The organism is Acinetobacter sp. RUH 2624 (genome assembly GCF_000162375.2).
Lineage (GTDB): Bacteria > Pseudomonadota > Gammaproteobacteria > Pseudomonadales > Moraxellaceae > Acinetobacter > Acinetobacter nosocomialis.
On sequence record NZ_KI391939.1, the window covers coordinates 995,968 to 1,022,010 of the forward strand.

At 36.8% G+C, this 26,043-nt stretch carries 26 protein-coding genes and 1 pseudogene; 13 read left to right on the forward strand and 14 right to left on the reverse strand.

Annotated features, from left to right (window positions below; genetic code table 11):
- Positions 1 to 10 precede the first annotated feature (10 nt).
- The 7 genes from HMPREF0014_RS11405 to HMPREF0014_RS11435 form a co-directional block, all read right to left on the reverse strand.
- Positions 11 to 502 (reverse strand): hypothetical protein, encoded by a 492-nt coding sequence (locus HMPREF0014_RS11405; protein WP_004887396.1) that lies wholly within the window; start codon positions 500 to 502, stop codon positions 11 to 13.
- 138 nt (positions 503 to 640) lie between these two features.
- Positions 641 to 1,750: a 3-deoxy-7-phosphoheptulonate synthase gene (locus HMPREF0014_RS11410; RefSeq protein ID WP_009504867.1), complete on the reverse strand. Its 1,110-nt coding sequence runs from the start codon at positions 1,748 to 1,750 to the stop codon at positions 641 to 643.
- A 96-nt stretch (positions 1,751 to 1,846) separates the two neighbouring features.
- Complete coding sequence (locus HMPREF0014_RS11415; RefSeq protein ID WP_002049910.1) at positions 1,847 to 2,731, reverse strand: sulfite exporter TauE/SafE family protein; 885 nt, start codon at positions 2,729 to 2,731, stop codon at positions 1,847 to 1,849.
- A gap of 138 nt (positions 2,732 to 2,869) precedes the next feature.
- Positions 2,870 to 3,166 carry a hypothetical protein gene (locus HMPREF0014_RS11420; RefSeq protein WP_004887390.1) on the reverse strand — a complete coding sequence of 99 codons (297 nt, stop codon included), beginning with the start codon at positions 3,164 to 3,166 and terminating at the stop codon, positions 2,870 to 2,872.
- Entirely contained in the window at positions 3,163 to 4,719 is a 1,557-nt protein-coding gene (locus HMPREF0014_RS11425) for a PepSY-associated TM helix domain-containing protein (protein WP_004887388.1), read from the reverse strand. The genes HMPREF0014_RS11420 and HMPREF0014_RS11425 overlap by 4 nt, the downstream gene beginning before the upstream one ends.
- Complete coding sequence (locus tag HMPREF0014_RS11430; RefSeq protein ID WP_004709000.1) at positions 4,712 to 5,011, reverse strand: hypothetical protein; 300 nt, start codon at positions 5,009 to 5,011, stop codon at positions 4,712 to 4,714. The genes HMPREF0014_RS11425 and HMPREF0014_RS11430 overlap by 8 nt, the downstream gene beginning before the upstream one ends.
- 60 nt (positions 5,012 to 5,071) lie before the next feature.
- Positions 5,072 to 7,207, reverse strand: a complete 2,136-nt coding sequence (locus HMPREF0014_RS11435; protein ID WP_006581554.1) for a TonB-dependent siderophore receptor — start codon at positions 7,205 to 7,207, stop codon at positions 5,072 to 5,074.
- 220 nt (positions 7,208 to 7,427) lie between these two features.
- Between HMPREF0014_RS11435 and lpxB the strand changes: the two genes are divergently transcribed.
- Positions 7,428 to 8,603 carry a lipid-A-disaccharide synthase gene (lpxB, locus tag HMPREF0014_RS11440; RefSeq protein WP_006581555.1) on the forward strand — a complete coding sequence of 392 codons (1,176 nt, stop codon included), beginning with the start codon at positions 7,428 to 7,430 and terminating at the stop codon, positions 8,601 to 8,603.
- 3 nt (positions 8,604 to 8,606) lie between these two features.
- On the opposite strand, the gene HMPREF0014_RS11445 is transcribed toward lpxB, so the two are convergent.
- Positions 8,607 to 9,248, reverse strand: coding sequence for a CerR family C-terminal domain-containing protein (locus tag HMPREF0014_RS11445; RefSeq protein WP_004887381.1), 642 nt, complete (start codon positions 9,246 to 9,248; stop codon positions 8,607 to 8,609).
- 116 nt (positions 9,249 to 9,364) lie between these two features.
- Here HMPREF0014_RS11445 and HMPREF0014_RS11450 point away from each other — a divergent pair, with 116 nt between their 5' ends.
- The 4 genes from HMPREF0014_RS11450 to HMPREF0014_RS11465 are packed head-to-tail and all read left to right on the forward strand — an operon-like array spanning position 9,365 to position 14,398.
- Positions 9,365 to 10,384 (forward strand): HlyD family efflux transporter periplasmic adaptor subunit, encoded by a 1,020-nt coding sequence (locus HMPREF0014_RS11450; protein ID WP_004887380.1) that lies wholly within the window; start codon positions 9,365 to 9,367, stop codon positions 10,382 to 10,384.
- Positions 10,377 to 12,140 carry an ATP-binding cassette domain-containing protein gene (locus HMPREF0014_RS11455; RefSeq protein WP_004887377.1) on the forward strand — a complete coding sequence of 588 codons (1,764 nt, stop codon included), beginning with the start codon at positions 10,377 to 10,379 and terminating at the stop codon, positions 12,138 to 12,140. Before HMPREF0014_RS11450 ends, HMPREF0014_RS11455 begins: the two co-directional genes overlap by 8 nt.
- A 10-nt stretch (positions 12,141 to 12,150) precedes the next feature.
- Positions 12,151 to 13,275: an ABC transporter permease gene (locus HMPREF0014_RS11460; protein ID WP_004887376.1), complete on the forward strand. Its 1,125-nt coding sequence runs from the start codon at positions 12,151 to 12,153 to the stop codon at positions 13,273 to 13,275.
- Positions 13,276 to 13,279: 4 nt separating this feature from the next.
- Positions 13,280 to 14,398 carry an ABC transporter permease gene (locus HMPREF0014_RS11465; protein ID WP_004887375.1) on the forward strand — a complete coding sequence of 373 codons (1,119 nt, stop codon included), beginning with the start codon at positions 13,280 to 13,282 and terminating at the stop codon, positions 14,396 to 14,398.
- A gap of 44 nt (positions 14,399 to 14,442) precedes the next feature.
- Here the strand turns inward: HMPREF0014_RS11465 and HMPREF0014_RS11470 are convergent, their stop codons facing one another.
- Positions 14,443 to 15,312: a DUF2797 domain-containing protein gene (locus HMPREF0014_RS11470; RefSeq protein WP_004887374.1), complete on the reverse strand. Its 870-nt coding sequence runs from the start codon at positions 15,310 to 15,312 to the stop codon at positions 14,443 to 14,445.
- A gap of 39 nt (positions 15,313 to 15,351) precedes the next feature.
- On the opposite strand from HMPREF0014_RS11470, the gene HMPREF0014_RS11475 reads away from it, so the two are divergent.
- On the forward strand, positions 15,352 to 15,813 hold the full coding sequence (locus HMPREF0014_RS11475) for a DUF6231 family protein (RefSeq protein ID WP_002049924.1): 462 nt from the start codon (positions 15,352 to 15,354) through the stop codon (positions 15,811 to 15,813).
- A gap of 99 nt (positions 15,814 to 15,912) precedes the next feature.
- A complete protein-coding gene (locus HMPREF0014_RS11480) occupies positions 15,913 to 16,503 on the forward strand; it encodes a YidB family protein (protein WP_006581558.1) in 591 nt (196 codons plus the stop codon).
- Between the two features lie 104 nt (positions 16,504 to 16,607).
- On the opposite strand, the gene HMPREF0014_RS11485 is transcribed toward HMPREF0014_RS11480, so the two are convergent.
- The 3 genes from HMPREF0014_RS11485 to HMPREF0014_RS11495 all read right to left on the reverse strand — a co-directional run bounded on the left by HMPREF0014_RS11485 (position 16,608) and on the right by HMPREF0014_RS11495 (position 18,625).
- On the reverse strand, positions 16,608 to 17,669 hold the full coding sequence (locus HMPREF0014_RS11485; RefSeq protein WP_004701846.1) for a porin: 1,062 nt from the start codon (positions 17,667 to 17,669) through the stop codon (positions 16,608 to 16,610).
- A 254-nt stretch (positions 17,670 to 17,923) separates the two neighbouring features.
- A complete protein-coding gene (locus HMPREF0014_RS11490) occupies positions 17,924 to 18,337 on the reverse strand; it encodes an HIT family protein (protein ID WP_000312749.1) in 414 nt (137 codons plus the stop codon).
- An 18-nt stretch (positions 18,338 to 18,355) separates the two neighbouring features.
- Positions 18,356 to 18,625: a YARHG domain-containing protein gene (locus HMPREF0014_RS11495; protein WP_004701840.1), complete on the reverse strand. Its 270-nt coding sequence runs from the start codon at positions 18,623 to 18,625 to the stop codon at positions 18,356 to 18,358.
- 317 nt (positions 18,626 to 18,942) lie between these two features.
- Here HMPREF0014_RS11495 and HMPREF0014_RS26460 point away from each other — a divergent pair.
- The 5 genes and pseudogenes from HMPREF0014_RS26460 (at position 18,943) to HMPREF0014_RS11515 (ending at position 21,744) form a co-directional block, all read left to right on the forward strand.
- Positions 18,943 to 19,130, forward strand: a pseudogene (locus HMPREF0014_RS26460) (hypothetical protein).
- 127 nt (positions 19,131 to 19,257) lie between these two features.
- Positions 19,258 to 19,458: a hypothetical protein gene (locus HMPREF0014_RS11500; protein ID WP_002049802.1), complete on the forward strand. Its 201-nt coding sequence runs from the start codon at positions 19,258 to 19,260 to the stop codon at positions 19,456 to 19,458.
- Positions 19,459 to 19,959: 501 nt separating this feature from the next.
- A complete protein-coding gene (locus tag HMPREF0014_RS11505; RefSeq protein ID WP_004887371.1) occupies positions 19,960 to 20,184 on the forward strand; it encodes a hypothetical protein in 225 nt (74 codons plus the stop codon).
- A gap of 176 nt (positions 20,185 to 20,360) precedes the next feature.
- Complete coding sequence (locus HMPREF0014_RS11510) at positions 20,361 to 20,735, forward strand: cell envelope integrity protein TolA (RefSeq protein WP_004887370.1); 375 nt, start codon at positions 20,361 to 20,363, stop codon at positions 20,733 to 20,735.
- A 241-nt stretch (positions 20,736 to 20,976) separates the two neighbouring features.
- Positions 20,977 to 21,744 carry a class I SAM-dependent methyltransferase gene (locus HMPREF0014_RS11515; protein WP_006581560.1) on the forward strand — a complete coding sequence of 256 codons (768 nt, stop codon included), beginning with the start codon at positions 20,977 to 20,979 and terminating at the stop codon, positions 21,742 to 21,744.
- Between the two features lie 121 nt (positions 21,745 to 21,865).
- Here HMPREF0014_RS11515 and HMPREF0014_RS11520 read toward each other — a convergent pair whose 3' ends face one another.
- Positions 21,866 to 22,951 (reverse strand): alpha/beta fold hydrolase, encoded by a 1,086-nt coding sequence (locus HMPREF0014_RS11520; protein ID WP_004887366.1) that lies wholly within the window; start codon positions 22,949 to 22,951, stop codon positions 21,866 to 21,868.
- A 134-nt stretch (positions 22,952 to 23,085) separates the two neighbouring features.
- On the opposite strand from HMPREF0014_RS11520, the gene HMPREF0014_RS11525 reads away from it, so the two are divergent.
- Entirely contained in the window at positions 23,086 to 24,273 is a 1,188-nt protein-coding gene (locus HMPREF0014_RS11525) for an O-succinylhomoserine sulfhydrylase (protein WP_004887364.1), read from the forward strand.
- Between the two features lie 109 nt (positions 24,274 to 24,382).
- On the opposite strand, the gene HMPREF0014_RS11530 is transcribed toward HMPREF0014_RS11525, so the two are convergent.
- Complete coding sequence (locus tag HMPREF0014_RS11530) at positions 24,383 to 26,029, reverse strand: IS66-like element ISAba17 family transposase (protein ID WP_001094416.1); 1,647 nt, start codon at positions 26,027 to 26,029, stop codon at positions 24,383 to 24,385.
- Between the last annotated feature and the right edge of the window lie 14 nt (positions 26,030 to 26,043).

Here is a 26,043-nt window from a genome sequence, read left to right on the forward strand (position 1 = left end):
AGTTATGGTTTTATAGAGCAGTTGGTGGGGCGTGTTTAATCGGTAAAATATAGAAAGTAACGGGAAGTTCTAGTTGTATGGTCCACGTATGGCACAGACATCGTACACGGCTAAACCAACGTAAAATTAAAACAAAAATCAAAGCAATGAGTGGAATTAAAATTGCTGCATCTAGGCCATGCGTACATAACGGGCAATGCTTCATGATTTGAGTAGCTAACGCGAAAACCTCTTGAGCATGCTTGGTATGAAATTTATTCTGAATAGATTCCATATGGTGATGAGCATGTGAAAGGTGATGCTGCTCCATATTAAAATTTTGTTGGTGGGCTGAATGCTCTAATACAACTGGTTGGCAGTGACTAGGCATAGTATACAATTCAGGTACGATGCCAATTTGCACAAGAGTAGGCAAAAAAATGTGCCATAGTAAACACAGCAAAGTGATAGCACTTAAAAGCGTGCGCCACTTCAGCAAATGTTGACGGAAACTCAGCACCATATTTTAGGCGGTCGTAGTGGAAAAACTCGTCGAAGTATAATCAAAAACGAATAGCTGTCATAGCTGAATTCCGACCAAACAAAATAAAAAAAACCCTCAAAAAAATGAGGGTTTAATCTTCAATCTTTAAAAGATGAATTAACGGTTTGGTAAAACTTCTTTTAAAGCTTCATGCATTTCAAGCAATGTCTTTTCAGTAGTTTCCCAGTCAATACAACCATCAGTTACTGACTTACCGTATTCAAGGTCGCAAAGATTTTCAGGAATATCTTGGCGGCCGCCTTTTAAATGGCTTTCGACCATAATACCTACGATAGACTTATTACCATCTAAAATTTGTTCAGTAATATTTTTAAGAACAAGCGGTTGTAAGTATGGGTCTTTATTTGAGTTTGCGTGGCTCGCATCAATCATGATTTTGTTGCTAACTTTTGCTTTTGCTAAAGCATTTTCTGCTTCTGCAACAGAGCCAGCATCGTAGTTTGGCTTACCATTACCGCCACGTAATACTACGTGTGCATAAGGATTACCATTTGTATTAATAATTGAAACCTGACCGTCTTCATTTAAGCCTAAGAAACTATGGCCATATTTAACAGACTGCATGGCATTGGTTGCGACAGTTAAACCGCCGTCTGTACCATTTTTAAAACCTACTGGTGATGATAAGCCAGAAGACATTTCACGGTGAGTTTGGCTCTCGGTTGTACGTGCACCAATAGCAGACCATGAAATTAAATCTTGGTAGTACTGTGGAGAGTTAGGGTCAAGTGCTTCAGTTGCACAAGGTAAACCTTTTTCATTTAACTCAAGCAAAAGTTTACGACCAATACGTAGACCTTTCTCAATGTTAAATGAGTCATTCATATCTGGATCGTTAATTAAGCCTTTCCAGCCAATTGTTGTACGTGGTTTTTCAAAATAAACACGCATAACTAGATATAGAGTATCTTTAACCTTTTCGCTTAATGCTTTTAAGCGGTCAGCATATTCGTGAGCAGCTTTTGGATCATGGATAGAGCAAGGACCAATAACGACAAATAAACGTTTATCTGAGCCATCTAAAATATTACGAATAGTTTCGCGGCCTTTTAGAACAGTTTGGGAAGCAACATCAGATAATGGAAGTTCTGATTTAAGCTCAGCTGGTGTTACAAGAGTTTGGATACTTTTAATGTTAACGTCGTCGATATCTGGCTTTGAAACGGAATTTGAATGTGTAGTCATTGCTGTCACTGGTTCGATCATACTAAAGGTTGTTTTGTGTACTGAATATACCATGAAATAATTATGAAAATACTACATCTCATGGCAATTCAGTTTGGAAAAATCCTATTGATTTTACTATCTTTCAGTCGAGTTGCCTGTTTTTTCAGCAACTACTGCTTGTTGTACCACAGCTGCTTTTGGTTTGGCTTTGACTGGGTGGACCATAAAGTTAACACCAAGAGCAAATAATGTAATACCCAAAATTTTACGGATTAAACGTTCCGGCATACGTGAGCTAATTAATGTGCCAATAATAATTGCCGGAATAGAACCTACCAACAACCACATAAGGAGCATAAAGTCGACGTTACCGGCACTCATATGTCCAAGACCGGCAACTAAGGTTAGTAATACTGCATGTACGACATCTGACCCAATAATTCGAATCATTGGTAAGTTCGGAAACATAATTACGAGTGCCATAATTCCAAAGGCACCAGCACCAACAGATGATAACGTTACGAATACACCTAGAATAATGCCCATAATCACAATATAGGTGCGTTTATTTTGAACAGCTAATTGCTCATTTTCAGTTTGGGTATTCTCTTTATTTCGGAATTTATTAAAGAACTTTTCAATACGAGTACGGAAAATAATAGAAACACCAGTCAAGGTCAGCATAAAGCCTAATACCATTGTTAAAACAGCTTTATAGTGTGTTGACTGACTTAAATAATGTTCCAATACCCAAGCAGTACCGAAAGACGCAGGAATACTACCCACTGCTAGCCATAAAACAATAGGCCACACGATATTGAGTTTTTTTGCGTGAACCATTGATCCACAAAACTTTGAAATTGCGGCATAAAGTAAATCGGTACCAATTGCGATATGCGGTTCAATTCTAAAAAGACCAATTAAAATTGGTGTCATTAATGACCCACCACCAACTCCTGTAATCCCTACACAGAAACCAACTAACATACCCGCTAAGATAAATTCAAAAGCACCAGACATCTTTATCGCCACTTATCACGAAACGCAGATATCTTATTCCTTTTAGAGATAAACAGTTGTCATGAATAATGATTTACTTATGCAAAAAAACGCTAAGCAATCAAAAATATGCCTATTTTGATGAAATTTTATTCAAATTCATGACTTAGATGATGATTTCAAAGCTCTTAAGGGGTTAAGCCAAAGTATGAGTAAAAAGGTAAGGGGTGTTGCAAAGATCCACCAGCTGACAAAACCAATTGAAAAACCATATTTTTTGATGAGAATAAACCCGCTCAACGCAAATAGTAAAAAGGCCAATATCCTTAACAATGGATAATATTTTTGAGCTAAAGATTTGAAATGATCAGTTGATTTCGATGAGCGATACTTTTCAGCCGATATGAATAGTAAATACATGCCTAGTAAAGTCAGGATAAACACAAAGAACATCATGAATTCACCTCAATATTTAACTTATTCAGCTTTTTTTGAATTTTTTCTACGGCTTTATGTTGAATCGGTTTAATTTTAAAAAATATGAAAAGGGCTAAGGCTGCAAATAACCAGAAAAAAATATCTATGCGTGCAAAATCCCAATAAGCGTTAAAGTTTTGGACATAATGATTTTTTAGCAAATAACTTATATTTAAGAGAGGGAGTGCTATACAAAGCAAAATGAAGATGCCAAGTTGAGTTCGCCACAAATATTGTTTTCTAGTGATGAGCGCAATAATCAAGCTTATTAGCCATACCAAGAAGAAGCTATAAATTTCATAATTGATAGTAGTTGTCGTGACTGTAAACAATCGATTTGCATATAAATAAGCAAGTGTTGCACAAGGCAAACCTATAAATGTAGCAACATTTAAACGATCAACTAAATAATGCCCAAAATGAAACTTACTATTTTTCTTTTGAAGTTGGCGTTTTAGGCTCCAAAGTAACAAGCCAGATGCAATCATTACACATCCTAAAATACCAGAGAAAAACAACCCTAAGCGAAGTAAAGGCTGAGCAAAAGTTGCCATATGTAAGCCATATACTCCAGCATAAAGTGTAGCAATAGGACTATGATTACGTGTATCACCCAAGACTTTGCCAGTTGATGCGTCTAGTGTGATTTGTGCTTGATTACGGGTAATAGAACGGTCTTCTTGCTGAATAAATGTAATTTGAGCCTGATTCGTATTTGGGTTTTTAACACTCATAGTTGCTAAAGTTTGATTTCCCCAACGTTGCTGAACTTGACTCAATAAATTCTCAATAGCTAAGTTTTGAGCAGGTTGAATCGATTGGTTCTCAGAGACCGTCTTTGTGCGAATTTCGGTAAAATATTGATATGGATTATCTGGATAGAGTTTTTGCATTCCCCAAGGAAGATATAAATAGAAGAAAATAGCCAAGCCTGTAAAAGTAATAGTCAAAAAGAAGGGCAGTGCAATAACAGATGAAACATTATGAAAATCTAACCATGAACGCTGAGACTTAAAGGTCCGTAAAGTAAAAAAGTCGCTAAAGATTTTTTTATGGGTAATAATGCCTGAGATTAAGGCAATTAACATAATAAAAGCTGCTAAAGATACAACGAGCCGTCCAATTAATATCGGAATACCAAAAAGTTGATAGTGGAAACGATAGAAGAAGTCACCACCTTCAGTTGCTGAAAGTTTTAGTTCTTGACCAGTATTTGCATCAAGTGTTGCATTTCCATAACCACCGTCTGGTTTTTCCCAATACATGGTGTTAGCAGGACTTTCTGCGGTAGCAACAGTTAAATACCAAGATTTGGCATCGGGAGCGTTTTTTTGTAAGTACTGATATGCTGTTTTAATTGCCACATCTTGTTTTATTTCGTACTGTGCAAGTGCTGGTTGCATCCACAAATTAATTTCATGGCGGTAATACGACAAACTCCCCATTAAAAAAATAGTAAATACGAGCCATCCAAAAATTAATCCAGTCCATGAATGCAGCCATGCCATAGATTGGCGTATACCTTTATGCATAACTCACCATCCGTGTCACAATAAAGAAAAGGGTAAATAGCACGATTGATAGCCCAGTCACTTTCCATAACGATTGAATGCAAAAACCTACCATCACAAAAAATACATAAAACAAAATAGAGATAAATGCTGCCAAATAAATGGCTTCAGGTTTATCTAGAGTCAAATGAAAGATACCAGTAAGCCCAAGACTTAAATAAGCCATACAGGCATAACCCATACCGAAAACGACTAAAAATCGATAGAAAACTTTTATACGATATGACATAGGGAGATTTAATGTTTTGGACATCTTTACTGGCACATAAAAAATAAAAGAAAGCCAACACCTAAAGTGGAGTTGGCTACGCGTTTAATATTTAAACTTTACAGCAACCGTATAGTTGGCTGAGGGTCCATAAAAGCCTTGACCATTAGGGAAACTATACAAATATTTCTTATCGAAAATATTATTTCCATTGGCTTGGAGCGTAATGTGGTCATTCACTTCATAGCTCGCCATTAAATTTACTAAGGCATAAGCATCTTGCTTGATGGTGCTGTTTGCTGTCGAGTCGTATAGCTTCACGGCATCTTGCCATTGTAGCCCTGCGCCAACTTTCAGCTTAGGTAAAACTGATGGTGTATAGGTAGTCAGCAAATTAAGGGTTTGGTTTGGATTATACGTTCTCGCTTCGCCACCATTTTTTATATCTTTAATACTAAATTGAGCATAGCCAAAAGCAAGATTGACGTTATCAGTGATTTGACCAGATAACCCGACTTCGACACCTTGTGATTCTAAATCACTGGTTGGCACTTTTCGATTAAGTGGATTTCCGTCCGAGTTACGTAGTGGGTAATTGTTTTGTTCGGTTTTGAATACTGAAAGCGTCCCAGTTAAACGGTCATCTAGCCATGAGCTTTTTACACCCATTTCATAGCTTTTACCTTCAATTGGTTTTAAAGCTTGATTGGTATCTTGATCAATACCAGTTTGTGGACGGAAAATTGAGGTATAGCTCATATAACCTGTATATTCAGGTGTAAAGTTATAAGTTAAGCCCGCATACGGTGAAACTTTACTTTCACTATATTCCATAGGCGAACCATAGCTTTCGCCTTTACTCTCGGCTTTCACATAGTTTGCGCCAAGCAACAGTTTTAAATCTTCGTTGAGATGTAAGCGGGTAGCAGCATAAATTGAATCTATATTTTGCGTATAGTTCGCTGCTTCAGAGAAATCTGACCACGTTATAGATTGAGGTGTCCAACTTGCCCAGTTTGTGGTGGTCGAATTGATAACATTACTATCGTTAATTGTTCCCGTAGATTGTTTATCATGTTGACGACTACGTACATAGTTATAACCTAACGTTGCTTCATGCTCTTGGTTAAAGAGTTTATAAGTTCCCTCAAGATTAAAATCTACAGCATGTTGTTCTTGATGCTCTTGGCCACCCCATGGTGTCAAAGACACTCCTGAACCATCAGCTTTTGGGTAACCATAATAGTAAAGGAGGCGACTGTTATGCTTACTATCAAGATAGTTATAAGTCAGCTTAGCTGCCCATTGATCATTAATTTTCTGTTTTAATTCAACAAAAGCATTCTGTGTTTCATTATCCCAATGTGCCCAGTCAGGGTTTGGGTTATAGGAGCGATCATAAGAAATTTGTTTGCCGTTGGCATCAAGCAAGGGTAGAGCACCCCAGTTGTTTGCATTCGGTTTATTTTTTTCTTGGCTATAACCTAGGGTAAGTAATGTTGTATCTGTTAAATCAGCTTCAACAATACCAGCGAAACCATTTTTTTCTGAAGAATATCGGTCAAGGTATGAGTCACCAGTTTGCTCATAGCCCATAATGCGACCACGGACTTTTCCACTTGGTAGAATTGAGCCAGATACGTCAGCCTCATAACGCTGAGTATCCCAAGACCCGTAACTTATACCGCCGCTTGCTTGAAATTCTTGGGTTGGGCGTTTTCGAATATTATTGATGGTTGCACTTGGGTCACCAAATGCATTCGTTAAAGAGTCAGCACCTTTAACGACTTCTACACGATCATAAAAATAAGTATCAGGATTAGTATTGTTATAGTTATAACCTGAGAGGGGAAAACCTACGCCGTCAGTTAAAATATTTGAAATTTCAAAACCACGAGCCATATAAGTAGTTCGCTCGGTTTCCTGATTGGTTACTGTGACCCCAGGTGTATTGTTTAGAACATCTCGGGTGCTAGTAAGCCCAAAATCTTCAATTTGTTGACGAGTAACGACATTAATAGTTTGAGGCGTTTCTTTAGCCTCAATGTTAAGCTTAGTTGCACTGCTAGAGTTCTTAACATTATAGGCTTTGGTTTGTTCAGAAGACTGCTCTGTACTTGTAGCTTTAACTTGAATCGTCTGCAAAGCTTGTATATCTGCATCTTGAGCATAAGTGAGATTTGCATAACAAATCGCGCAGGCGATTACAGAAAGTTTAAATGGTCGAGGTGGGATGGTCATAATAGTAAAGATAATGTAAATAATTCTCATTTATTTTATTGTTTGTAAATGTAAGCTACAATTCAAATCGCATTGTTAATTTTGATTAAAAGATAGTGCATGAGTGTAATTTTAGATTGTGGTGTGCTTCTGCTGGCTTTAGCCATATATATTTACCAAGTTCAAGATTAATAAGCCTCTATGCTAGAATGCATTATTTCAAATTTTTGGGTAAATCGCCTTGGCAAATCGAAAACTTAAAATAGGCATTGTAGTTGGGGAAGTTTCTGGAGATACACTGGGTGTGAAACTTATGCGTAGTTTCCGTGAACAAGGAATCGATGCTGAGTTTGAAGGAATCGGTGGACCCCAAATGATTGCTGAGGGTTTTAACAGTTATTATCCAATGGAAACTTTATCTGTAATGGGGATTGTTGAGGTATTAAAAGATTTAAAAAAACTATTTGCCGTGCGAGATGGTTTAATTAACCAATGGACTCAGCAACCGGTTGATATTTTTATTGGTATTGATGCACCCGATTTTAACCTCAGACTTTCTAAAAGTATTAAAGAAAAGAGTCTTCCAATAAAAACAGTTCAATACGTGAGTCCATCTGTTTGGGCGTGGCGCCAAGGGCGTGTACATGGCATTAAACAGAGTATAGATTTAGTACTTTGTTTATTTCCGTTTGAAAAAGTCTTTTATGAGCGCTATGAAGTTCCAGCGGCCTTTGTAGGTCATCCGCTAGCAAAACAATTACCACTCGAAAATCCAATTCAAATTGCTAAACAGCAATTGGGTCTTAATGAAAATCAGAAGTATATTGCTTTATTACCAGGTAGCCGAAAAGGTGAAGTAGAGCGACTTCTTCCTATGTTACTGGGTGCTGCTAATATTTTGCATACCAAATATCCAGATATCCAATTCTTGATTCCGGCCATTAATGATGCCCGTAAGCAACAGATTGAGCAGGGTGTTCAACAACTAGCACCTCATTTAAAGGCTTGCATTAATATTTTAGAAAATACAGATAGCGAATCGAAAATTGGCCGTATGGTCATGAATGCAAGTGATATTATTGCTTTAGCTTCTGGGACTGCGACATTAGAAGCAATGTTAATGCATAGACCGATGGTCACTTTCTATAAATTGCATTGGCTGACCTATATAATTGCTAAGCTTTTGGTCAAAATTCCTTATTATTCTTTACCGAATATTATTGCGGGTAAAAAAGTTATTGAAGAGCTGATTCAGGCAGATGCTACGCCAGAAAATTTAGCAGCTGAAATAGAAAAACTAATGAATGTTGAAACGGCGCAAATTCAAGTAATGCAACATTTAACCATGCATAAACAACTTATTTCTGGAAATACGGAAGATCCTGTTCAGGCTATTTTGAAATGTCTGAATAGCTAACCTTTAGGATTTTGATTGGCTAATTGCTTTTAATCCTGCTAATGAAAATTTTTTGAAATGTTCAATTAAATCATGCAATGGCATCTGAGCAATATTTTTAAGAGGCTCAGGTGCTTGAGTATTTGGTCCAGCAATAATGAGCATCATACAAGGTGTCATCACGCTTAAAATACATGGTAAAACCGCTGGATCATTTTCCTCTAAACCTGCAACTTGACTAATTAACTTACGAATAAGAAAAAATTTTCTCATACCTGTAAGTTCAATAAAACTTAATAAATGCTCAGAAGGTGAAAACAGTTCACGAATAAAAACTTTGCCATGCCAGACATCTTTTTCTGTCAATTTATGCAGTAAAGTTTCAAGTAGTAAACTCAATTTTTCTTCAGGAGAGTAAGTGCTTTCGACAAGTTCTAATAAATATTTTTCATCTAGATAGTGGGCATGTGCTTCCACCAAAACTGCTTGATATAAACCATCTCGACCATCAAAGTGATAGTTAATTGCAGCTAAATCGACATTAGCAGCGTTAGCAATTGTTTTGTTCGCTGTTTTTGCAAAACCATACTGGGCAATTAATGGTCCTGCTGCCTCAATAATTTTAGTCTTTGTTAAGTCACCATCACTTCGTCTAGATCTGGACATGTTTAAACCTAATTTTCATTCACCATAAAAGTATATCTTTTATTCAAAGATTGGAGTAATTTAAATTTAAATTGAATTTAAACTAAGAAAATTTGAATTTAATAAAGGATAATAAGATGAATAAAAAAGTGATTGCCATAGTCCTAGTTATTATAGCTCTGGTTGTCATCGGTTTTTGGGTGTGGGGATATAAGACAAAAAATCAAGAAGATAGTAATTTGACTCTATATGGAAACGTGGATATCCGCCAAGTTTCACTTGCATTTGAACAGCCGGGCCGTATTGAAAAACTCTTAGTTCAAGAGGGTGATAAAGTTAAAGCCGGTCAAGTATTAGCAACTCTGAATACTAATGCATTACAAATTCAGGCAAAGCAAGCCCAAGCACAACTCAAAGCTCAACAAGAAGCTATCGTTAAACAACAAGTCGGAGCTCGGCCAGAAGAAATTAGTCAAGCAAGAGCACAACTCGCTTCTGCTCAAGCTGATTTAGATAAAGCCAGTAAAAACTTGCAAAGGTTACAAATATTGGTGATTAGTACGGATGGTCGGGCAATTAGCCAACAAGAACTCGACTATGCCAAAAGTAATCAACATAGTGCTGAAGCAGCGGTCCGTGAAAGACAAGCTAATTTAGAATTGGTCATTAAAGGCGCTAGACAAGAGGATCGAGAAGCAACCAAAGCACAATATGACGCAACCAAAGCGAATTTAGATCTAATCAACTATAACCTTACTCAAGCTGTACTAAAGTCTCCTGTAAATGCAGTGGTGAGAGCGCGACTACAAGAAGTTGGAGATATGACCACTGCGCAAAAGGCAGTTTATACATTGGCCTTGACCGATCCAAAATGGGTTCGTTTATATGCAAATGAAAAAGATTTGAGTTCCATTCATATGGGTGGTACGGCACAGGTCATTCGAGATGCTGATCCGAATCAACCTATCAATGGAAAAATTGGCTATATATCTTCTGTGGCTGAGTTCACGCCTAAAACTGTACAGACTGATGAGATAAGAACAACTCTAGTTTATGAAGTTCGAGTTTACGTAAATGACCCGAATGATCAATTGAAAATGGGTCAACCAGTGACTGTAAAAGTACCACTTGTTTCAGGTGAGAAAGCTCATGACTGATAATAATGTAGTGGTTCAAGCCCATCATTTATCGATGATTTTTAAAGGTGAAAATAAAAAGTTAGCAGATACTAAGGCAATTGATGATTTGGATATGCAAATCAATAAAGGAGAACTTACTGCTTTAGTTGGCCCAGATGGCGCAGGAAAAACAACTTTATTAAGATTAGTTGCTGGACTATATAAAGCTACTTCAGGTTCTCTGAATGTGCTTGGGTTTGATATCGATAAAAATCCTCAAGCTGTGCAAGACCGTATTAGTTATATGCCACAACGTTTCGGTCTGTATGAAGACTTAAGTGTACAAGAAAATTTAAATTTATATGCCGATTTACATGGCGTTCCCAAAGATGTACGCAGTCAAAGATTTAAACGGTTATTAGAAATAACGGATCTTACTCAATTCATTCAACGCCCAGCGGGGAAACTTTCTGGTGGAATGAAACAAAAGCTAGGACTGGCATGTACGTTAGTTCGTTCCCCAGAATTACTATTGCTTGATGAGCCTAGTGTTGGAGTAGATCCTTTATCAAGAAGAGATTTATGGACTATTATTGAACAGCTTGTTCAAGAAGAAAATTTAAGCGTTATTATAAGTACTGCTTATATGGATGAAGCAGAAAAGTGTGACTATGTATATATCATGTATGAGGGCAAAATTTTAAAGCAAGGCTCACCTGAGCAATTAAAAGAAATAGCACATGGACAAACATGGAAAGTAAAACTTTCAGAGCAAATTAAGGCACGGACTTTACAAGCCCAATTGCTTGGAAATTCTGTTGACATTATTGATGCTGTTCCAAAGGGTGAACAGGTAAACTTTATCAGTCGCCAAAAAGAATTATCAACAGATATTTTACTTCAGGGGCTAGTCGCTCATAGGCGATCAGCTGAACTTGAAGATACGTTTATGATGTTGTTGCAGCAGACTCAAAAGCAACGAAAACTAGTATCTGTTCCTGAGCAGAATTTTCAATTAGAACAAAACAATAATTTGAAATCACAACAACCCGTCATTGTTGTTAAAGATCTAGTCAGAAACTTTGGCGATTTTACTGCCGTTGCCAATACATCATTTGATGTAAAGCGAGGCGAAATATTTGGATTACTTGGCCCAAATGGTGCGGGTAAAACCACAACATTTCGGATGTTATGTGGATTGTTACCAGCAAGTAGTGGCTATCTAGAAGTTGCTGGTAAAAACTTACGCACAGCTCGTGCTGAGGCACGGGGCAAAGTGGGGTATGTCTCTCAGAAATTTGCACTGTATAGCAATTTAACTGTTTTAGAAAATTTGAAGTTTTTTGGTGGGGCCTATGGTCTAACAGGCAAAAAACTAAATCAACAAATTGATAATGCATTAGAGCAATACGATTTAAAACCTCATATTAAAAGTGGTGATTTACCCGGTGGTTATAAACAACGACTATCTATGGCTGCAGCACTGTTGCATGAACCAGAAATTTTATTTTTAGATGAACCTACGAGCGGGATAGATCCTCTTACACGGCGTTCATTTTGGTACAGCATTGGCGAGCTAGCAAATCAGGGAATTACCATCATTATTACGACTCATTTTATGGAGGAGGCGGAATATTGTGACCGCATCGCCATACAAGATGCTGGAAAATTATTGGCCTTAGGCTCACCCCAACAAGTACGCGATTTAGCCAGTCGAGATAAGTATATTGGTGATATGAATGAGGCTTTTATAGCAATTGTAGAGCAAGCCCGTGCTTTAAGGCATGCTGTTTAGGAGGTCTACAATGAGCTTTGGATTTTGGAATCGATTGACAGCGTTAGTAAGGAAAGAAACTAAGCAGCTCATTCGTGACAAAAGCAGCCTCGGGATTGGTCTGGTTTTGCCTGTTATTTTAATTTTATTGTTTGGTTATGGACTTTCCTTTGACTTAAATCAGGCACGAGTTGGTGTCGTAGTTGATCAGTCCTCACCACAGATTAATCAGATTTTAGCGGGTTTAAAGGGTTCGCGATATTTAGCAAGTCAAGAGTTTCCTAGTTTACCTAAAGCAGAACAGGCCATTCGAGATGGAGAAATTGATGCCATTTTGCACTTTCCTTCAGATTTTACGAGTCAGACACAACAAGGTAATGCAAAGGCTCAACTACTATTAAATGGTACATCCACCACCATAGCAACAGCTTTGGAAGGCTATATTACAGGGGCTTTGACTACCGCGCCGTCTATACAAGTTGACCGTGGGCAAATATTAGCAACGTCAAGCGCCGTTAATATTGAACAACGAATATGGTTTAACGAATCTGCTAATAGTACTTGGTTTTTAGTCCCTGGCTTAATGGTATTAATTTTAACTTTAATCGGTGCATTTTTAACTGGTTTACTTATTGCTCGTGAAAGGGAGCGGGGAACACTAGAGGCCTTATTTGTCACACCTGTAAGACCATTTGAAATTGTATTAGCAAAGCTCATTCCTTATGTTGTTGTCGGCATGATTGATATCGTAATCTGTATTATTGCTGCCTATTTTATTTTTGAAGTACCCATGCGCGGTTCATTATTCTCAGTTTTATCGGCTTCATTTCTCTATTTAGTTGTTTCTTTATTACTTGGTTTAACCATATCGGGTTTTGCTCAAAGTCAGTTTCAGGCAAGTCAAATTGCTTTATTGGCAAGTTTTATGCCCGCACAGATGCTTTCAGGATTTGTTTTCGATACACGTAACTTACCTTTAGTGGTGCAAATTATTAGCCAGTTACTGCCAGCTACACATTTTATGATTTTAATTAAAACCTTATTTATGGGAGGTGATGACTGGAAGTTATGGCTTAAAGAATGCGGTTTTTTACTGGGATATATTATTGTTTTGATATGTGCCGTGAACTTTTCACTAAAAAAACGGTTGAGATAAAGTTATGTGGCAAAAATTAATCACGTGGCTGAAGCATTTAAGTTTTTTAGTCAAAAAAGAATTCTTAACTATTTTTAGTGACCCTGCAAATAGAGTCATTCTATTTGTACCAGCACTGATGCAAGCACTTTTGTTTGGTTACGCTGCAACTTATGATGTTAACCGTGTGGATTATGCAATTCTAGATCAGAGCAATGGCCAAGTCTCACATGAACTCATCTCAAAATTAGATGGCTCTGGTATTTTTAAGCGTGTTGCAACACTTCATTATACCGAACAAATCAAACAGGTGATTGATAGCCGTCAGGTATTGCTTGTAATCACGATTCCGTCAGACTTCGAGAGTAAATTAAATAATAACCAAAACTCTCCTATACAGGTGATTGTTGACGGCAGGAATTCATCAACCGCAGTCGTAGCAGGTTCATATCTAAACAAAATAGTTGGACAGTTTAATCAGCAAAAATTTAATTCAGCTTTACCTATTAGCCTTGAAACAAGAACATGGTATAACCCAAATCAAGAGTCTCGATGGAGCTTAATGCCTTCATTAATTGCGGCATTAAGTATGATGCAGACACTACTTTTATCTGCTTTGTCAGTCGCACGTGAACGTGAGCAGGGAACATTTGATCAGTTATTAGTAACACCGTATACGCCATTACAAATTATGATTGGTAAAGCTTTGCCGCCAATTTTTGTAGGACTGATGCAGTCAACTATTATTTTATTGATTATTTTGTTCTGGTTTAAAATTCCCATGAATGGCTCTATTGGGCTGCTTTATTTTGGGTTATTGAGTTTTAACGTGGCTATAGTTGGAGTGGGCTTATCAATTTCTGCATTATCATTAAATATGCAACAAGCCATGCTATTTACGTTTCTACTAATTATGCCTTTGATGTTGCTTTCAGGCTTACTGACACCTGTAGAAAATATGCCAAAAGCACTTGAAATAGCAACTTACGCAAATCCTTTAAGGTTTGGAATTAATTTGGTACAACGGGTGTATTTGGAAGGAGCAAACTTTACACAAGTTCAATTTAATTTTATTCCAATGATTATACTTGGACTGATCACTTTACCTTTAGCAGCTTGGCTATTTAGGAATAGATTATCTTAATCGTATTAATGAAAAGCCCCATTTTAGGGGCTTTTTAAATTTACTTATGCACGTACGATCAGTTCGTAACCCGTATATTTACGAATGTTGATAACACCAATATCAAAAATTAAATATTGGCCTTTGATACCTTGTAATAAACCACGAATTTTTGGTGTTTTATCTAAGTTTAGAGACTTAATTTTTTCAGGATATTGTTCAACAGGATAAACAAACTCACGCGGTAACTCATTTTCTAGTAATTCAACTGTCTCGTTAAATTCAAGATTTTGGCTAAACTCTTCACGTATAGTTTGAATTTTAGGTGCAAACTCTTCAATTAATTGATCACGTTGTTCAACCATATTTAGAGGTTCAGCTTCACCCTTAAGAAGTTTACGCCAGTCAGTTTTATCAGCAATTAGGGAACTAAACATGGTTTCAAGTTGACCAGATAAACGACGTGATCCAACTTTTAAAATAGGTAAAGCCTGAGTTGCTCCCTGATCTAGCCAGCGACCTGGCATATGGCTAACACGGGTAATTCCTACTTTTAAAGCACTTGAATTTGCCAAATACACAATATGTGGTTGGAAGCATACACTGTGGGCAAAGTCATCTTCACGACATGTACCTAAATGATAGTGACATGTTTCAGGTTTCATAATGCAAAGATCACACTCAGCTTTCGTTTTAAAACATTTAAAACAGTGACCTTGAGAATAGGACTTCGGTGTTTTGGCGCCACAAGATGTGCAATAAATATTACCTGTCCATTCGATTTCTAGTTCTTGTCCTAAATTAAAAGGAAGATCAATTTCTGAACGGTCTAATACAAATTTGTATTCAACATTTGCCTTGGTTGTCTGTTGATCAGTTACACTAGCATCTTTTAGGCCTGCATGCATTTTATGGCAAATGCCTTGTAGTTCCATAAAGTTTAAACTCACATCTTTCAATTAAGGGTTGCAGTTATGGCTGAACAAAATGTCATCACTTCTATGCTAGACGATTTATCAAACGAACAGCCCATTCATACTGCACTTTGTATTGGCCAGAAAATTGACCAGAATAACGCAATTCAATGGCACTATTTTACCGTAACTGAGCTTTTAAGTCTGCCTTTTACTCAGCGTTATGATTTAGGTTTTGTATTGTTTGATACAGATGAAATGCAAAGCGTTAGCGATGTACATAAATCACAATTATTAGTGAAGTTAAGAGATTTATTAGCAAAACGAATTGTTGTGGTAAGCAAACGCAGTGATGAACAGCTATTACGTTCTTTGGGGTTCACGCAACTCATCGATAAAACTTCACATGATAGTGATTTCGCTTTATGGCAATTTAATATCTTGACCTATAAACATGTTCCAGACTGGTTTAATTCAAAATTTTGGGCAAACCCGGAAAATTGGAATAAATTCCGCTGGTAAAAGGCTATTTAATCTCTTTCAAAATTTAACAATTTCGCTTTTGCTGTCTTAACAAAAAAACGCGTATGCTCCTGTATAAACCATACATAAGAGTTACTCATGACAAATTTAAGCAACATTGTAGAAGTTTTGGCTCAGCAAGCTTTAGGCGGGAACCAGCAAGCATCAAACCAAGGTGGTTTAGGTGGAATTTTAGGTTCTGTATTGGGACAAATGGGTGGTAATACTTCTTCTGGTACTCAAGGTGGTCTAGGTGGAGTATTAGGTTCGGTATTAGGCCAAGTGACTGGAAATAACAATACACCTCAAGCTGGTGGCGGTGTACAAAGTTTATTAATTGCTGTAGTACCTTTAATCTTAGGCTGGGTTCAACAACAAGGTGGTTTACAGGCTGCTTTAGAAAAGTTAAAAGGTGCAGGTTTAGGTAGTCAAGTTCAAAGTTGGGTTGATCCAAATCAAAGTAATAGTGAAGTTCCAACTCAGCAACTGCAAAGCTTATTTAACCCTGCAGATGTTGAACAAGTTGCCCAACAGACTCAAGCGCCAAAAGAGCAAGTTTACGGGGCGATCGCGTCTGTGTTACCTCAGGTTATTGATTCTTTAACATCACAGGGTGAAAGTACAGATCATCAAGAAGCGAATCAAGACATTCAAAACGTGATGAATCTTGTGAGCAGTTTCTTAAAATAAGATTGAGATTAAAAAAAGCCGATATAAAAATTATCGGCTTTTTTGTTGGTACAATAAAATAAAAGGGCATAAGCCCTTTTATTTTATGCAAGATGGTTAATAACTTAGAAGTTATATTCCATACCAGCACCTACAACAGTACGTTTATCGTCTTGAGCAAGCCAGTCACGTTTTTGTTGAGCAACAATACCGTAGAAACGTGCTTGTTTATTGATTTTGTAGTCTAAGCCTACGCCGTATTGATCAATTTTACGATCTTGCTGACCATCTACAGAAGCTTTAGAGGATTGGTATTGTCCTTTTACAACAAAAGGTGTTTCACCAATTTTGTAAGTTATAGCACCAACCCATGCATCTTCTTGTAAGCCTTTATATTTAGTCAACTCATCAGTTGGTTCAGCATGTTGCCATAAACCACCCAACACAAGACCAGTTGCACCAAGCTTGCTAAAATCGTAAGAGCCAGTTACACGGTAAGCATCAGAGAAAATATTGCTAAGGCCATAGGCATTGTATTTACCTTGTACGCTGTAGTTAGCAGCAGCAGCCAATGCTAAACCAATGTCTTTATTTTCGTAGCCGAGAGAGCCTGAAACTGAGTCACCAAAACCATTACGTTTGTCATCGTTACCAGATGCGCCTGGAGTTGGATCAGCAGGCGTTTCACCTTGTTGGAACATTACGTTGAATGTTACACCAGCAAGAAGTTTAGGATCAGATTCAAAACCAATAACGTTATTTAGACGTTCTTCACCATACATTGTGTTGGTAATATCTAAAATAGTGTGGTCGTTATAGATGTCTTGGTAGTTACCAGCGGCATTTTTGAAGTAAGAGTCAAATTTACCAACTTTCAATGTACCAACATTATTTGATTTGATACCGATATAACGGTTACGTTGACCAAGATCTGTACCATCACCATCAGCATTAATTTGCCATTCGGCTAAATAAACTGCTGACAAGTTATCAGTCAATTTCTCTTCGCCTTTTACCCCAATACGAGACGCGTTAGAGTTAACTTCGGTAACGTCACTTTTACCATCGAAATTTTTGTTGTCAACTTGGTCAATGGTAACATTGAGTTTACCGTACAAAGTTGGCGCTGCTTGCACCGCGTTTACGCTTAGAGTTGCAACTGCGGCAGCGAGAAGCAATTTCTTCATTGAGATTTCTCCAAAAGGTATTTTTAAATGGCGTATGCCTAGCTAACTTTTATTTTGTAGTTGGCTTATGTACAAAAAGTTACAGAAGCTCACCAACTTGCTAAGAAGTATCTGTAAACTTTGTGACAGTGGAGTGAAGAAGAAATGACAGTTTTATGACAAATAAGAATTAGAAATACTTTATTTTATTTTGATTTTATTACACTTTTTAAATAAAAAAAGCGGAGCCTAAGCTCCGCTTTTAACTCTTTAAATCAAAGAGCTGCTTTAATTTTTTCGGCTAAGGCCTTGATTTTATCTTGATCTCCTAATTGCGCAGCATGTTTACCAAGCTGGTGAACATTTGTTGGAATTAGGTGAAAGTGAACGTGAGGCACAGTTTGTCCAGCAGCGGCCCCAGATAATTGCATGAGAACAATACCATCTAGGTTTAGTGCTGTTTCCATTGCTTTCGCAATCTTTTGCACAATCTGGATGGTGTAAGCTGCTGCCTCAGGGGGTAAATCAAGTAAAGTTACTGCAGGAGTTTTTGGAATAACTAATGCATGACCATCGGCTTGGGGCATAATATCCATAAAAGCTAGAACTTGATCATCTTCATAGAGTTTTATCGCTGGAAGTTCACCACGTAAAATTTTTGCGAAGATATTTTGATCATCATATGCCATGAATTATTCCTTTAAGTACTATTTACACTTCAATTCTTTTTGACGTTCTTTAATTGCGTCTAGACGTTGCTGCTCTTTATCAGAGAATTTTGGCTTAGTCGTATGACAGTTTTCATTACCATATTTTTCTTTAGCATCTTGGTCTTTAAAGCAAAAGCCTTTTGATGCATAAATCAAATTGTAATCATCTTGCAATTTTTGACATTCTTGCTCAGGTGTTGCAGCTTGAGCACTGAAGCCGGCAAGAGATACCATTCCAGTGAATACTGCAACCAATAATTTATTCATGAGCTTTTCCTCAGTTAAGGTATGAACCTGTACTCAATATAAGGTTTATTCCCAATATTTCAATGACTATTAATTACTCAAGTGTTATTAAAAATCATGTTTTATCTTATAATACAAAAAAGCTTTACATATCAATATCTTTTTTAAAATTTAAATTAAATCAATTGGTTATATTTTATTTTAGATTAAATAATAAAAATATATACATAATAAATATTTAAAACGATTATTAAAATTTCATAGTGATGAATTAAATACGCTATATGAGTAACATCGGTTCTTGTTTATGTAATCAAGAAAATTTCTATATTTCTTAATTGAAAACTATTTATTACTGTCATTGCAGTTTATGGCGAAAACAAACGGGTACGGGAGCGAATGCGGGACTTTGGTCGAAGAAAGCTTTTTGTATAAAGTCAAAACATGAATGGGGAGGTTAGCGAACGCTCATGAAAGTTTTGTCCATTTACCTGTTCTTGAAGAGTTCTTAAAATACTTTGAATAACAGCCTTTAGTTTTTATATCTTTAATACTTATTAAGTGTTCTTTACATAAATGCTGTGTGTTCACTGTTGAATATATCTGTCATTTAATTAAGCATGAAGTGATATAACTTAAAAAGGATGAATCACATGATAGATGAAGAAAAGCCTTTAAATTTTGAAGATGATGACGAGCCTCTTGATTTTGAAGATGAAGAATTCACAGATGATAAAAAAGAGGATGAAATGTATAACTCGATCACTAAGGATGGATCTAGTGTTGATCCTGCTGATGATGGCACACGACATATTCGTCCAGAAGATGGTGATCCGATAGAACTTGATGAATAAGTGCATCAGTTTAAAAAAGATTAGTCTTTTTAATCTTTAAGTATAAGGGTAATATCCGAGCGCTGTCACAAACAGCAAAAAAGTCCTGAATGATCAGCGCAAAAAATCACAAGGGTAAAGCCTGCTTACAAAGCGGGCTTTTTTATTTTTATAAAATTTTAGAGGACTAAACTTGATCTATGGGTGCTGTAAAAGCTTATTATTTTAAAAAATATTTAGATATCTTTGATGAATGACTAATCAATGCTCCTATTGTTTGTAATGAACATTTAAAAGAAGCACAAACGTAAATAATAAAAATAAAAAAAGTAGAAAGATCATGAGTTGAAACATATCGTTAAATTATTTAGGTATTTTACACAATTTAACATTTTATGCAAATTAGTTTACATTTCATTAAGTTTTGTTAAAGCTTTGATTGAGACTTAATCGTTTTGAAAATGTGACAATTGATAGATAATTTGTTAGATTGTTTGATTTTTATTATAACAGGTGAGCCAGATGAAGAAATTTTTATTTGTCCTTATTGCTGGATTTGGGCTAGAAGGTTGTGCGTCACTGACGGAAAAAGCTGATGAAAATTATATTACCAAGTCTCCCATTACGCCGGTTAATACTGCATTTAATGGGACAAAAGTACTTGAGCATGGAATTTTTACTGAGCAGGATATTGCTGATATGCCTGAGCATTCAAATATCAATTCACGTTACAAAATATCATTTTAAGTCACTACTTAAAAATAAAATTGAATAGTTAGGCTAAACAATCGAGTAAATTAGCTGAAATATAAAGTTTACTAAGATTGTATTTAATAATGACTATTCAATATAAACTATCAGCTTGGTAGTTTTTAAAAAGATAAAATGTTAAATTTTAATCATTGAAAAAATTGGTTTTATAAATGAAAAATATCATTATTTTAACTTCAATATTGTTATTAACTGGGTGTGCTATTAACTCTAAATCATTATCGCCAGTGAAAAGCGGTGATGATAAAACTATTGTAGAGGCTGAAAAATATAAGCAACAATATCAAAAAAAGATATTTAAAATTTGGGATGTCCCACCATCTTCTATAGGTATGAGCGCTAGCGTTAAAGTGTTTTTAAGTGATAGTGGTGAGATTGAGCAAATTATTTTTCTAGATAAAGAAGATCCAAAGTTCAAATCAAGTATTGAAAAGGCAATATGGCGTGCAAGTCCATTTGTTTTGCCTTCTAATCCTGAGGTAAGAAAACAGGTAAGAAAGTTCAACATCAAGTTTGTGGCAAAGTAAATTTTAAAAACACAAATTTGACTTTTTATTTATAGAAAACCACTAATTGGTGGTTTTCTATATTTGGGATGTAAAATTATAAACAAGATAACTATTAACCAATCTCACTTTAATTACTGTATCCTCATATTCTTTAAAAGATAAATTTATAACTTTATTTTATTAATTATTTAAAAACTAATCATTATTTTTTATCCACTTTTTCTTTTATGGTTAATTCATCAAAGAAGAGGAATGAGCCATGTTGAATCAACATGAGATAAATTTAAAACAGTATCAAAATAAATCTTTAAGTTATTTGAACAGCACAGCTCACTCTGAAGGGATTGAGTTTGATAAGTTTATTAAAGAGATTGAGAAATATTCAAATGCTGTCGTTTTAGATTTAGGTTGTGGTGGTGGCCATGTGGCTTATAACGTTGCTAATCATGCCGATTTAGTTTTTGCTTACGACTTATCTCATGAAATGCTTGATACTGTCTCAAAAGCTGCCAATGATCGAAAAATAAAAAATATTTTTGTACAACAAGGTATAGCCGAAGATATGCCGTTTACTGATGAACAGTTTGATGTAGTGATTAGCCGCTATTCTGCCCATCACTGGCAACATGTACCAACGGCGATGAAAGAAATAAATCGTGTTTTAAAACCTAATGGTACCGTTATTTTTGTTGATATTATCAGCTCAAGTTTTCCCATTTTAGATACGTTTTTACAGACTATAGAGGTTATTCGAGATCCAAGTCATGTAAGAAACTATAGTATTAAAGAATGGGTTTACTTTATAGAAGATGCTGGTTTTGAGTTAACTACCTTAGATAAACAGTCACTCATGCTAGATTTTGATAGCTGGGTGCAGCGTATGAAAACTCCTGAAGACCAAATAAAAACACTTAAGTATCTACAAGAGAATGCATCAGATGTGGTCAAAAAATATTTTAATATTCAAAAAGACGGGAGTTTTGAAAGCAAAGTAGGATACTTCGTATTTAAAAAAATATCTTTCTAGTCTGCTTTTAGGGTCAATGTTTAAAACATTACAAATCTTCAAAACTAATCAAAATCTTATTTATATTTTAAAACTAAGTATAAAAAAGCCCTTTATATAAGGGCTTTTTCCTTTTTAAAGCTCAAATTTTTGTTGAACGTTCACTTAGCCATGCTTCTAACTTTGGCCAAAACTCTTGAGAACTTGCTTGACTGGAAATTAGTCCCAAATGACCACCTGGAATAAGAGTAAATGTAACATCTTGGCTACTGGTTAAATGGCTTAATGGTTGAGCTGCATCCGCCGTAACCAATTGATCGCTACGACCTGCACCAACCAAGAGAGAACACTCGATATTTTTTAACTCAATTTTTTTATCTTTTAATAAAATAGAACCTTGCTTCAACGGATTTTGTAGCCAAACATTGAATAACATGTCCTGATTAATCCCTCCTGGATAATCAATCATATTATTTAAGAAACTACTTAAAGTGGCATGTTCTTGTACAAACTGAAGGTCATCAAGGTTTTTCAGTAATTGAACATGGCCATCGAGCCAACCTTTAGGGTCAAGAATTTTAAATCCTAGAGAATTTAAAATACCAGGTGTATGAATCAAACGCTTCGGTAAACCTGAGTAGATACGTTCCTGTAGCTTCTTATTGCGAGCAATAGTGTTATTTATAGTTCGGTAGAGTTTTCCAATATAACCAGAAGCATAACTATCAATTGGGCTACCTAATACTATAAGGTTTTTGACATAATTTGGTTGATTATGTGCTGTATATAAAGTAACGAATATACCTGCCATACTCCATCCGTGTAGAGAAATTTGGTCACTGCCTGAATGGGTGCGAACAAGTTCTATAGCTTTAGGAATAAAATCTTCTATAAATGATAAAAAGTTAAGATGTCTATCTTTAAAGCCCAAACGTCCCCAATCGACTAGATATACGTCAAAACCTGCATTTTGAAAATATTTTACAAGCGAACGATAAGGATATAAATCATAGATCGCCATATTAATTGCTAGCGGAGCAACAAATACTAATGGTTCTTTAAAACGCTTCTGGGTAGCCGCATAGTAACGAACACGGGTTTGATTGAATTCACCAATTACTTCAAACGGAGTGCTTTGTGACAATACTAATGTTTGAGGACGAAATAGTCGGGTAGAGAGGTGCTTGATTTGACTTTGTTCTGGGACAAGGGACTTTAAGCGTTTCATCTTGTTTTACCAACTATACTAAAGATTGATTGAAGTCTAAGCGAAAATTTTCAGGTTTACCTTGACCTTAAATACCTTAGACACTCAAAATGATTATAGTTTTTTAGTACATGACCAGTAAAGGCGCACATTTAATGAACCAGTCTGATGATTTAGAATACCAACTTGATACTTTAGCCATTCGTACCGGACATACTCGTAGTTTTGAAGGTGAGCATGGCGAACCAATTTTTTTGACTTCATCTTTTGTATATGAAAACGCTGCTGAAGCAGCTGCAAAATTTTCTGGTCAAGTTCAAGGAAATATCTATTCTCGTTTTACCAATCCGACTGTATCAATGTTTGAAAAACGCCTAGCAGCTTTAGACGGGGCTGAGCGAGCGGTTGCAACAAGTTCTGGAATGGGCGCAATTTTGTCAGTTGCAATGGCATATTTAAAAGCGGGTGATCATGTTATTTGCTCAAGAGCAGTATTTGGTTCAGTCGTTGCCTTGTTTGAAAAATATATTGCCAAGTTTGGTGTAGATATTACATTTGTTGATTTATGTGATTTGGATGCATGGAAAAATGCAGTACGTCCAGAAACTAAACTTTTATTTGTTGAGTCACCATCGAATCCATTAGCTGAGATTGCGGATATTCAAGCACTTGCAGATATTGCCCATGCGCATGGTGCCTTACTTGCAGTTGATAATAGTTTTTGTACGCCGGTTTTACAGCAACCATTAAAATTTGGGGCAGACCTTGTAATTTACTCGGCAACTAAATATTTAGATGGGCAAGGGCGCGCATTAGGCGGTGCTGTTGTCGGGAATCATCAGTTGTTAGAAGAAGTTTTTGGTGTCGTCCGTACACTTGGGCCATCAATGAGCCCGTTTAATGCATGGGTTTTCTTAAAAGGTCTAGAAACTTTACGCTTACGTATGAAAGCACACTGTGAGAGTGCTCAAATTCTTGCAGAATGGTTATCTACTCATGAAAAAATAGAAAAAGTTTACTACGCAGGCCTTTCAGCTCATGAAGGACATGAACTTGCTGCAAAACAGCAAAAAGGTTTTGGAGGAATTGTTTCTTTTGTAGTTAAAGGTGAGCGTGAAGGTGCTTGGAAAGTAATTGATAACACCAAATTTATTTCTATTACCGGTAATTTAGGTGATGTGAAATCAACGATTACCCATCCTGCGACCACAACGCACGGCAAACTTTCTGCTGAAGCAAAACAAGCAGCAGGTATTCAAGAAGGTCTAATCCGTGTTTCGGTTGGTTTAGAAGATATTAACGATATTATTGGTGATATCTCACGTGGATTAGATTTAATCTAATTAATTTATATATTTAAGACTAAGCCACACTTATTTTAGTGTGGCTTTTTATTTATAGCGTTGTTACTTACATACAACGTAAGCATCCGCTGAACGCCATCGCCAAGTTTTAACGGGGTTCAGGTTTCCAGCGGTGAGGTAGTAATTCTTCTATTTGAGGCACTTTATGTGTTGGCAACCTTTTCAGCACATCACTTAAATAGGCATACGGATCCAAGCCATTCAGCTTTGCTGACTGGATTAAAGTCATGATATTGGCAGCTCGTTGACCACTGCGCAGCGAACCTGCAAATAGCCAGTTCTTACGCCCCAAGGCCCAGGGACGCATTTGGTTCTCTATCCAATTATTGTCAATGGGTAGATTGCCATCATCCAGATAGCGGCTTAAAGCAGTCCAACGTTTTAGGCTGTAATTGATCGCCCGGGCGGTTGGAGAACTCGATGGCACCGTCAGTTGATGTTGGTTGAGCCATTCATATAGTTGTTGCATGACCGGTTGACTATGCTGTTGTCGGTATTCGCAGCGGTCTTCCGCTGTACCATCCGTCTTTTTTCTTAATTCTGCTTCTATCGCATATAATTTCTGAATCAGCACTAATGCCTGTTCAGCGACCTGACTTTTCTTGGTCACATGTAGTTCATGGAATTTACGACGTGCATGTGCCATGCAGCCCACCTCAATGACCTGACCTGATCTAAAGCGTGCTTTATAACCACTGTAATCATCACAGACCAAATGACCCTGCCAGCCTTTCAGGAAGTCTTCAGCATGCTGGCCAGAACGGCTATCTTGAAAGTCATAGATCACTGCCTGAACTGGATTGTACTGTGTGCTGGCATAGGCCCAGACATAACCTTTTTTGGGCTTTTTCTCATTTTCACCCATCTGCATGACCGTCACCGGTGTTTCATCTGCATGGATCACCTGCTGTTGCAGTACCACCTGTTTTAAGGCATTGGCCAGAGGTTCCAGTTCCACCCCACAGCGGCCAATCCAGTCAGATAACGTTGATCTAGACAGATCAACACCTGCGCGTAGAAAGATTTGACGTTGACGGTACAAAGGCAAATGATCGGCATACTTTGACACCAGCACATGGCTAAGCAATTCAGGTGAAGCAATGCCTTTATCAATCACATAGGCTGGCATCGCTTGCTGAGTCAGAGTGTCACACTGATCACAGACCCATTTACCACGCACATGCTGTTCCTTATAGAACTGTGCCGGTCTGAAATTCAGTTTTTCACTGACATCTTCACCGATACGACGCAAGGTACAGCCACAACTGCATTGTGTTGATTCAGGTTCATGCTCAATACGGAGGGTGTGTAGATGATCTGGCAACAGCCGACGTTTAGGTTTGTTGACTGGGGCTTTCTGTGCAGCTGCATTGGTTTTATCTGCATTCAGTCGTTCCAGTTCCAGATCAACCGCTGCAATATCTTCTTCAACCGCTTCATCCCAGAGATGGATTTGTTTTGCGGTTAGATGTTCATTTTTACTGCCGAATTTATGCTGTTTAAATAGTGCAAGCTCATGCTCGTATTTTTGATTGAGAATAGAAAGATGTTGAACTTTAGAATCTAATTGCTGATTGGTGACTTCAAGATGTTGAACTCTGGCATCTAATTGCTGATTTGATTGTTCCAGTTGTTGTTTAGATTGTGCCAGAGACTGATGCTGCATCGCCAACTGTCTGGTAAATTCCAGCAGTTGTTCATGGGTCAGTTGGCTTAAATCAGGCAGCGTATTCATGACCGCAGTATGCC

Bases quoted from the DNA above. Each gene is read 5' to 3' on its own strand.
- HMPREF0014_RS11405 (WP_004887396.1), bottom strand. From the start codon at position 502: ATGGTGCTGAGTTTCCGTCAACATTTGCTGAAGTGGCGCACGCTTTTA.
- HMPREF0014_RS11410 (WP_009504867.1), bottom strand. From the start codon at position 1,750: ATGATCGAACCAGTGACAGCAATGACTACACATTCAAATTCCGTTTCA.
- HMPREF0014_RS11415 (WP_002049910.1), bottom strand. From the start codon at position 2,731: ATGTCTGGTGCTTTTGAATTTATCTTAGCGGGTATGTTAGTTGGTTTC.
- HMPREF0014_RS11420 (WP_004887390.1), bottom strand. From the start codon at position 3,166: ATGATGTTCTTTGTGTTTATCCTGACTTTACTAGGCATGTATTTACTA.
- HMPREF0014_RS11425 (WP_004887388.1), bottom strand. From the start codon at position 4,719: ATGCATAAAGGTATACGCCAATCTATGGCATGGCTGCATTCATGGACT.
- HMPREF0014_RS11430 (WP_004709000.1), bottom strand. From the start codon at position 5,011: ATGTCCAAAACATTAAATCTCCCTATGTCATATCGTATAAAAGTTTTC.
- HMPREF0014_RS11435 (WP_006581554.1), bottom strand. From the start codon at position 7,207: ATGACCATCCCACCTCGACCATTTAAACTTTCTGTAATCGCCTGCGCG.
- HMPREF0014_RS11445 (WP_004887381.1), bottom strand. From the start codon at position 9,248: ATGTCCAGATCTAGACGAAGTGATGGTGACTTAACAAAGACTAAAATT.
- HMPREF0014_RS11450 (WP_004887380.1), top strand. From the start codon at position 9,365: ATGAATAAAAAAGTGATTGCCATAGTCCTAGTTATTATAGCTCTGGTT.
- HMPREF0014_RS11455 (WP_004887377.1), top strand. From the start codon at position 10,377: ATGACTGATAATAATGTAGTGGTTCAAGCCCATCATTTATCGATGATT.
- HMPREF0014_RS11460 (WP_004887376.1), top strand. From the start codon at position 12,151: ATGAGCTTTGGATTTTGGAATCGATTGACAGCGTTAGTAAGGAAAGAA.
- HMPREF0014_RS11465 (WP_004887375.1), top strand. From the start codon at position 13,280: ATGTGGCAAAAATTAATCACGTGGCTGAAGCATTTAAGTTTTTTAGTC.
- HMPREF0014_RS11470 (WP_004887374.1), bottom strand. From the start codon at position 15,312: ATGGAACTACAAGGCATTTGCCATAAAATGCATGCAGGCCTAAAAGAT.
- HMPREF0014_RS11475 (WP_002049924.1), top strand. From the start codon at position 15,352: ATGGCTGAACAAAATGTCATCACTTCTATGCTAGACGATTTATCAAAC.
- HMPREF0014_RS11480 (WP_006581558.1), top strand. From the start codon at position 15,913: ATGACAAATTTAAGCAACATTGTAGAAGTTTTGGCTCAGCAAGCTTTA.
- HMPREF0014_RS11485 (WP_004701846.1), bottom strand. From the start codon at position 17,669: ATGAAGAAATTGCTTCTCGCTGCCGCAGTTGCAACTCTAAGCGTAAAC.
- HMPREF0014_RS11490 (WP_000312749.1), bottom strand. From the start codon at position 18,337: ATGGCATATGATGATCAAAATATCTTCGCAAAAATTTTACGTGGTGAA.
- HMPREF0014_RS11495 (WP_004701840.1), bottom strand. From the start codon at position 18,625: ATGAATAAATTATTGGTTGCAGTATTCACTGGAATGGTATCTCTTGCC.
- HMPREF0014_RS11500 (WP_002049802.1), top strand. From the start codon at position 19,258: ATGATAGATGAAGAAAAGCCTTTAAATTTTGAAGATGATGACGAGCCT.
- HMPREF0014_RS11505 (WP_004887371.1), top strand. From the start codon at position 19,960: ATGAAGAAATTTTTATTTGTCCTTATTGCTGGATTTGGGCTAGAAGGT.
- HMPREF0014_RS11510 (WP_004887370.1), top strand. From the start codon at position 20,361: ATGAAAAATATCATTATTTTAACTTCAATATTGTTATTAACTGGGTGT.
- HMPREF0014_RS11515 (WP_006581560.1), top strand. From the start codon at position 20,977: ATGTTGAATCAACATGAGATAAATTTAAAACAGTATCAAAATAAATCT.
- HMPREF0014_RS11520 (WP_004887366.1), bottom strand. From the start codon at position 22,951: ATGAAACGCTTAAAGTCCCTTGTCCCAGAACAAAGTCAAATCAAGCAC.
- HMPREF0014_RS11525 (WP_004887364.1), top strand. From the start codon at position 23,086: ATGAACCAGTCTGATGATTTAGAATACCAACTTGATACTTTAGCCATT.
- HMPREF0014_RS11530 (WP_001094416.1), bottom strand. From the start codon at position 26,029: ATGAATACGCTGCCTGATTTAAGCCAACTGACCCATGAACAACTGCTG.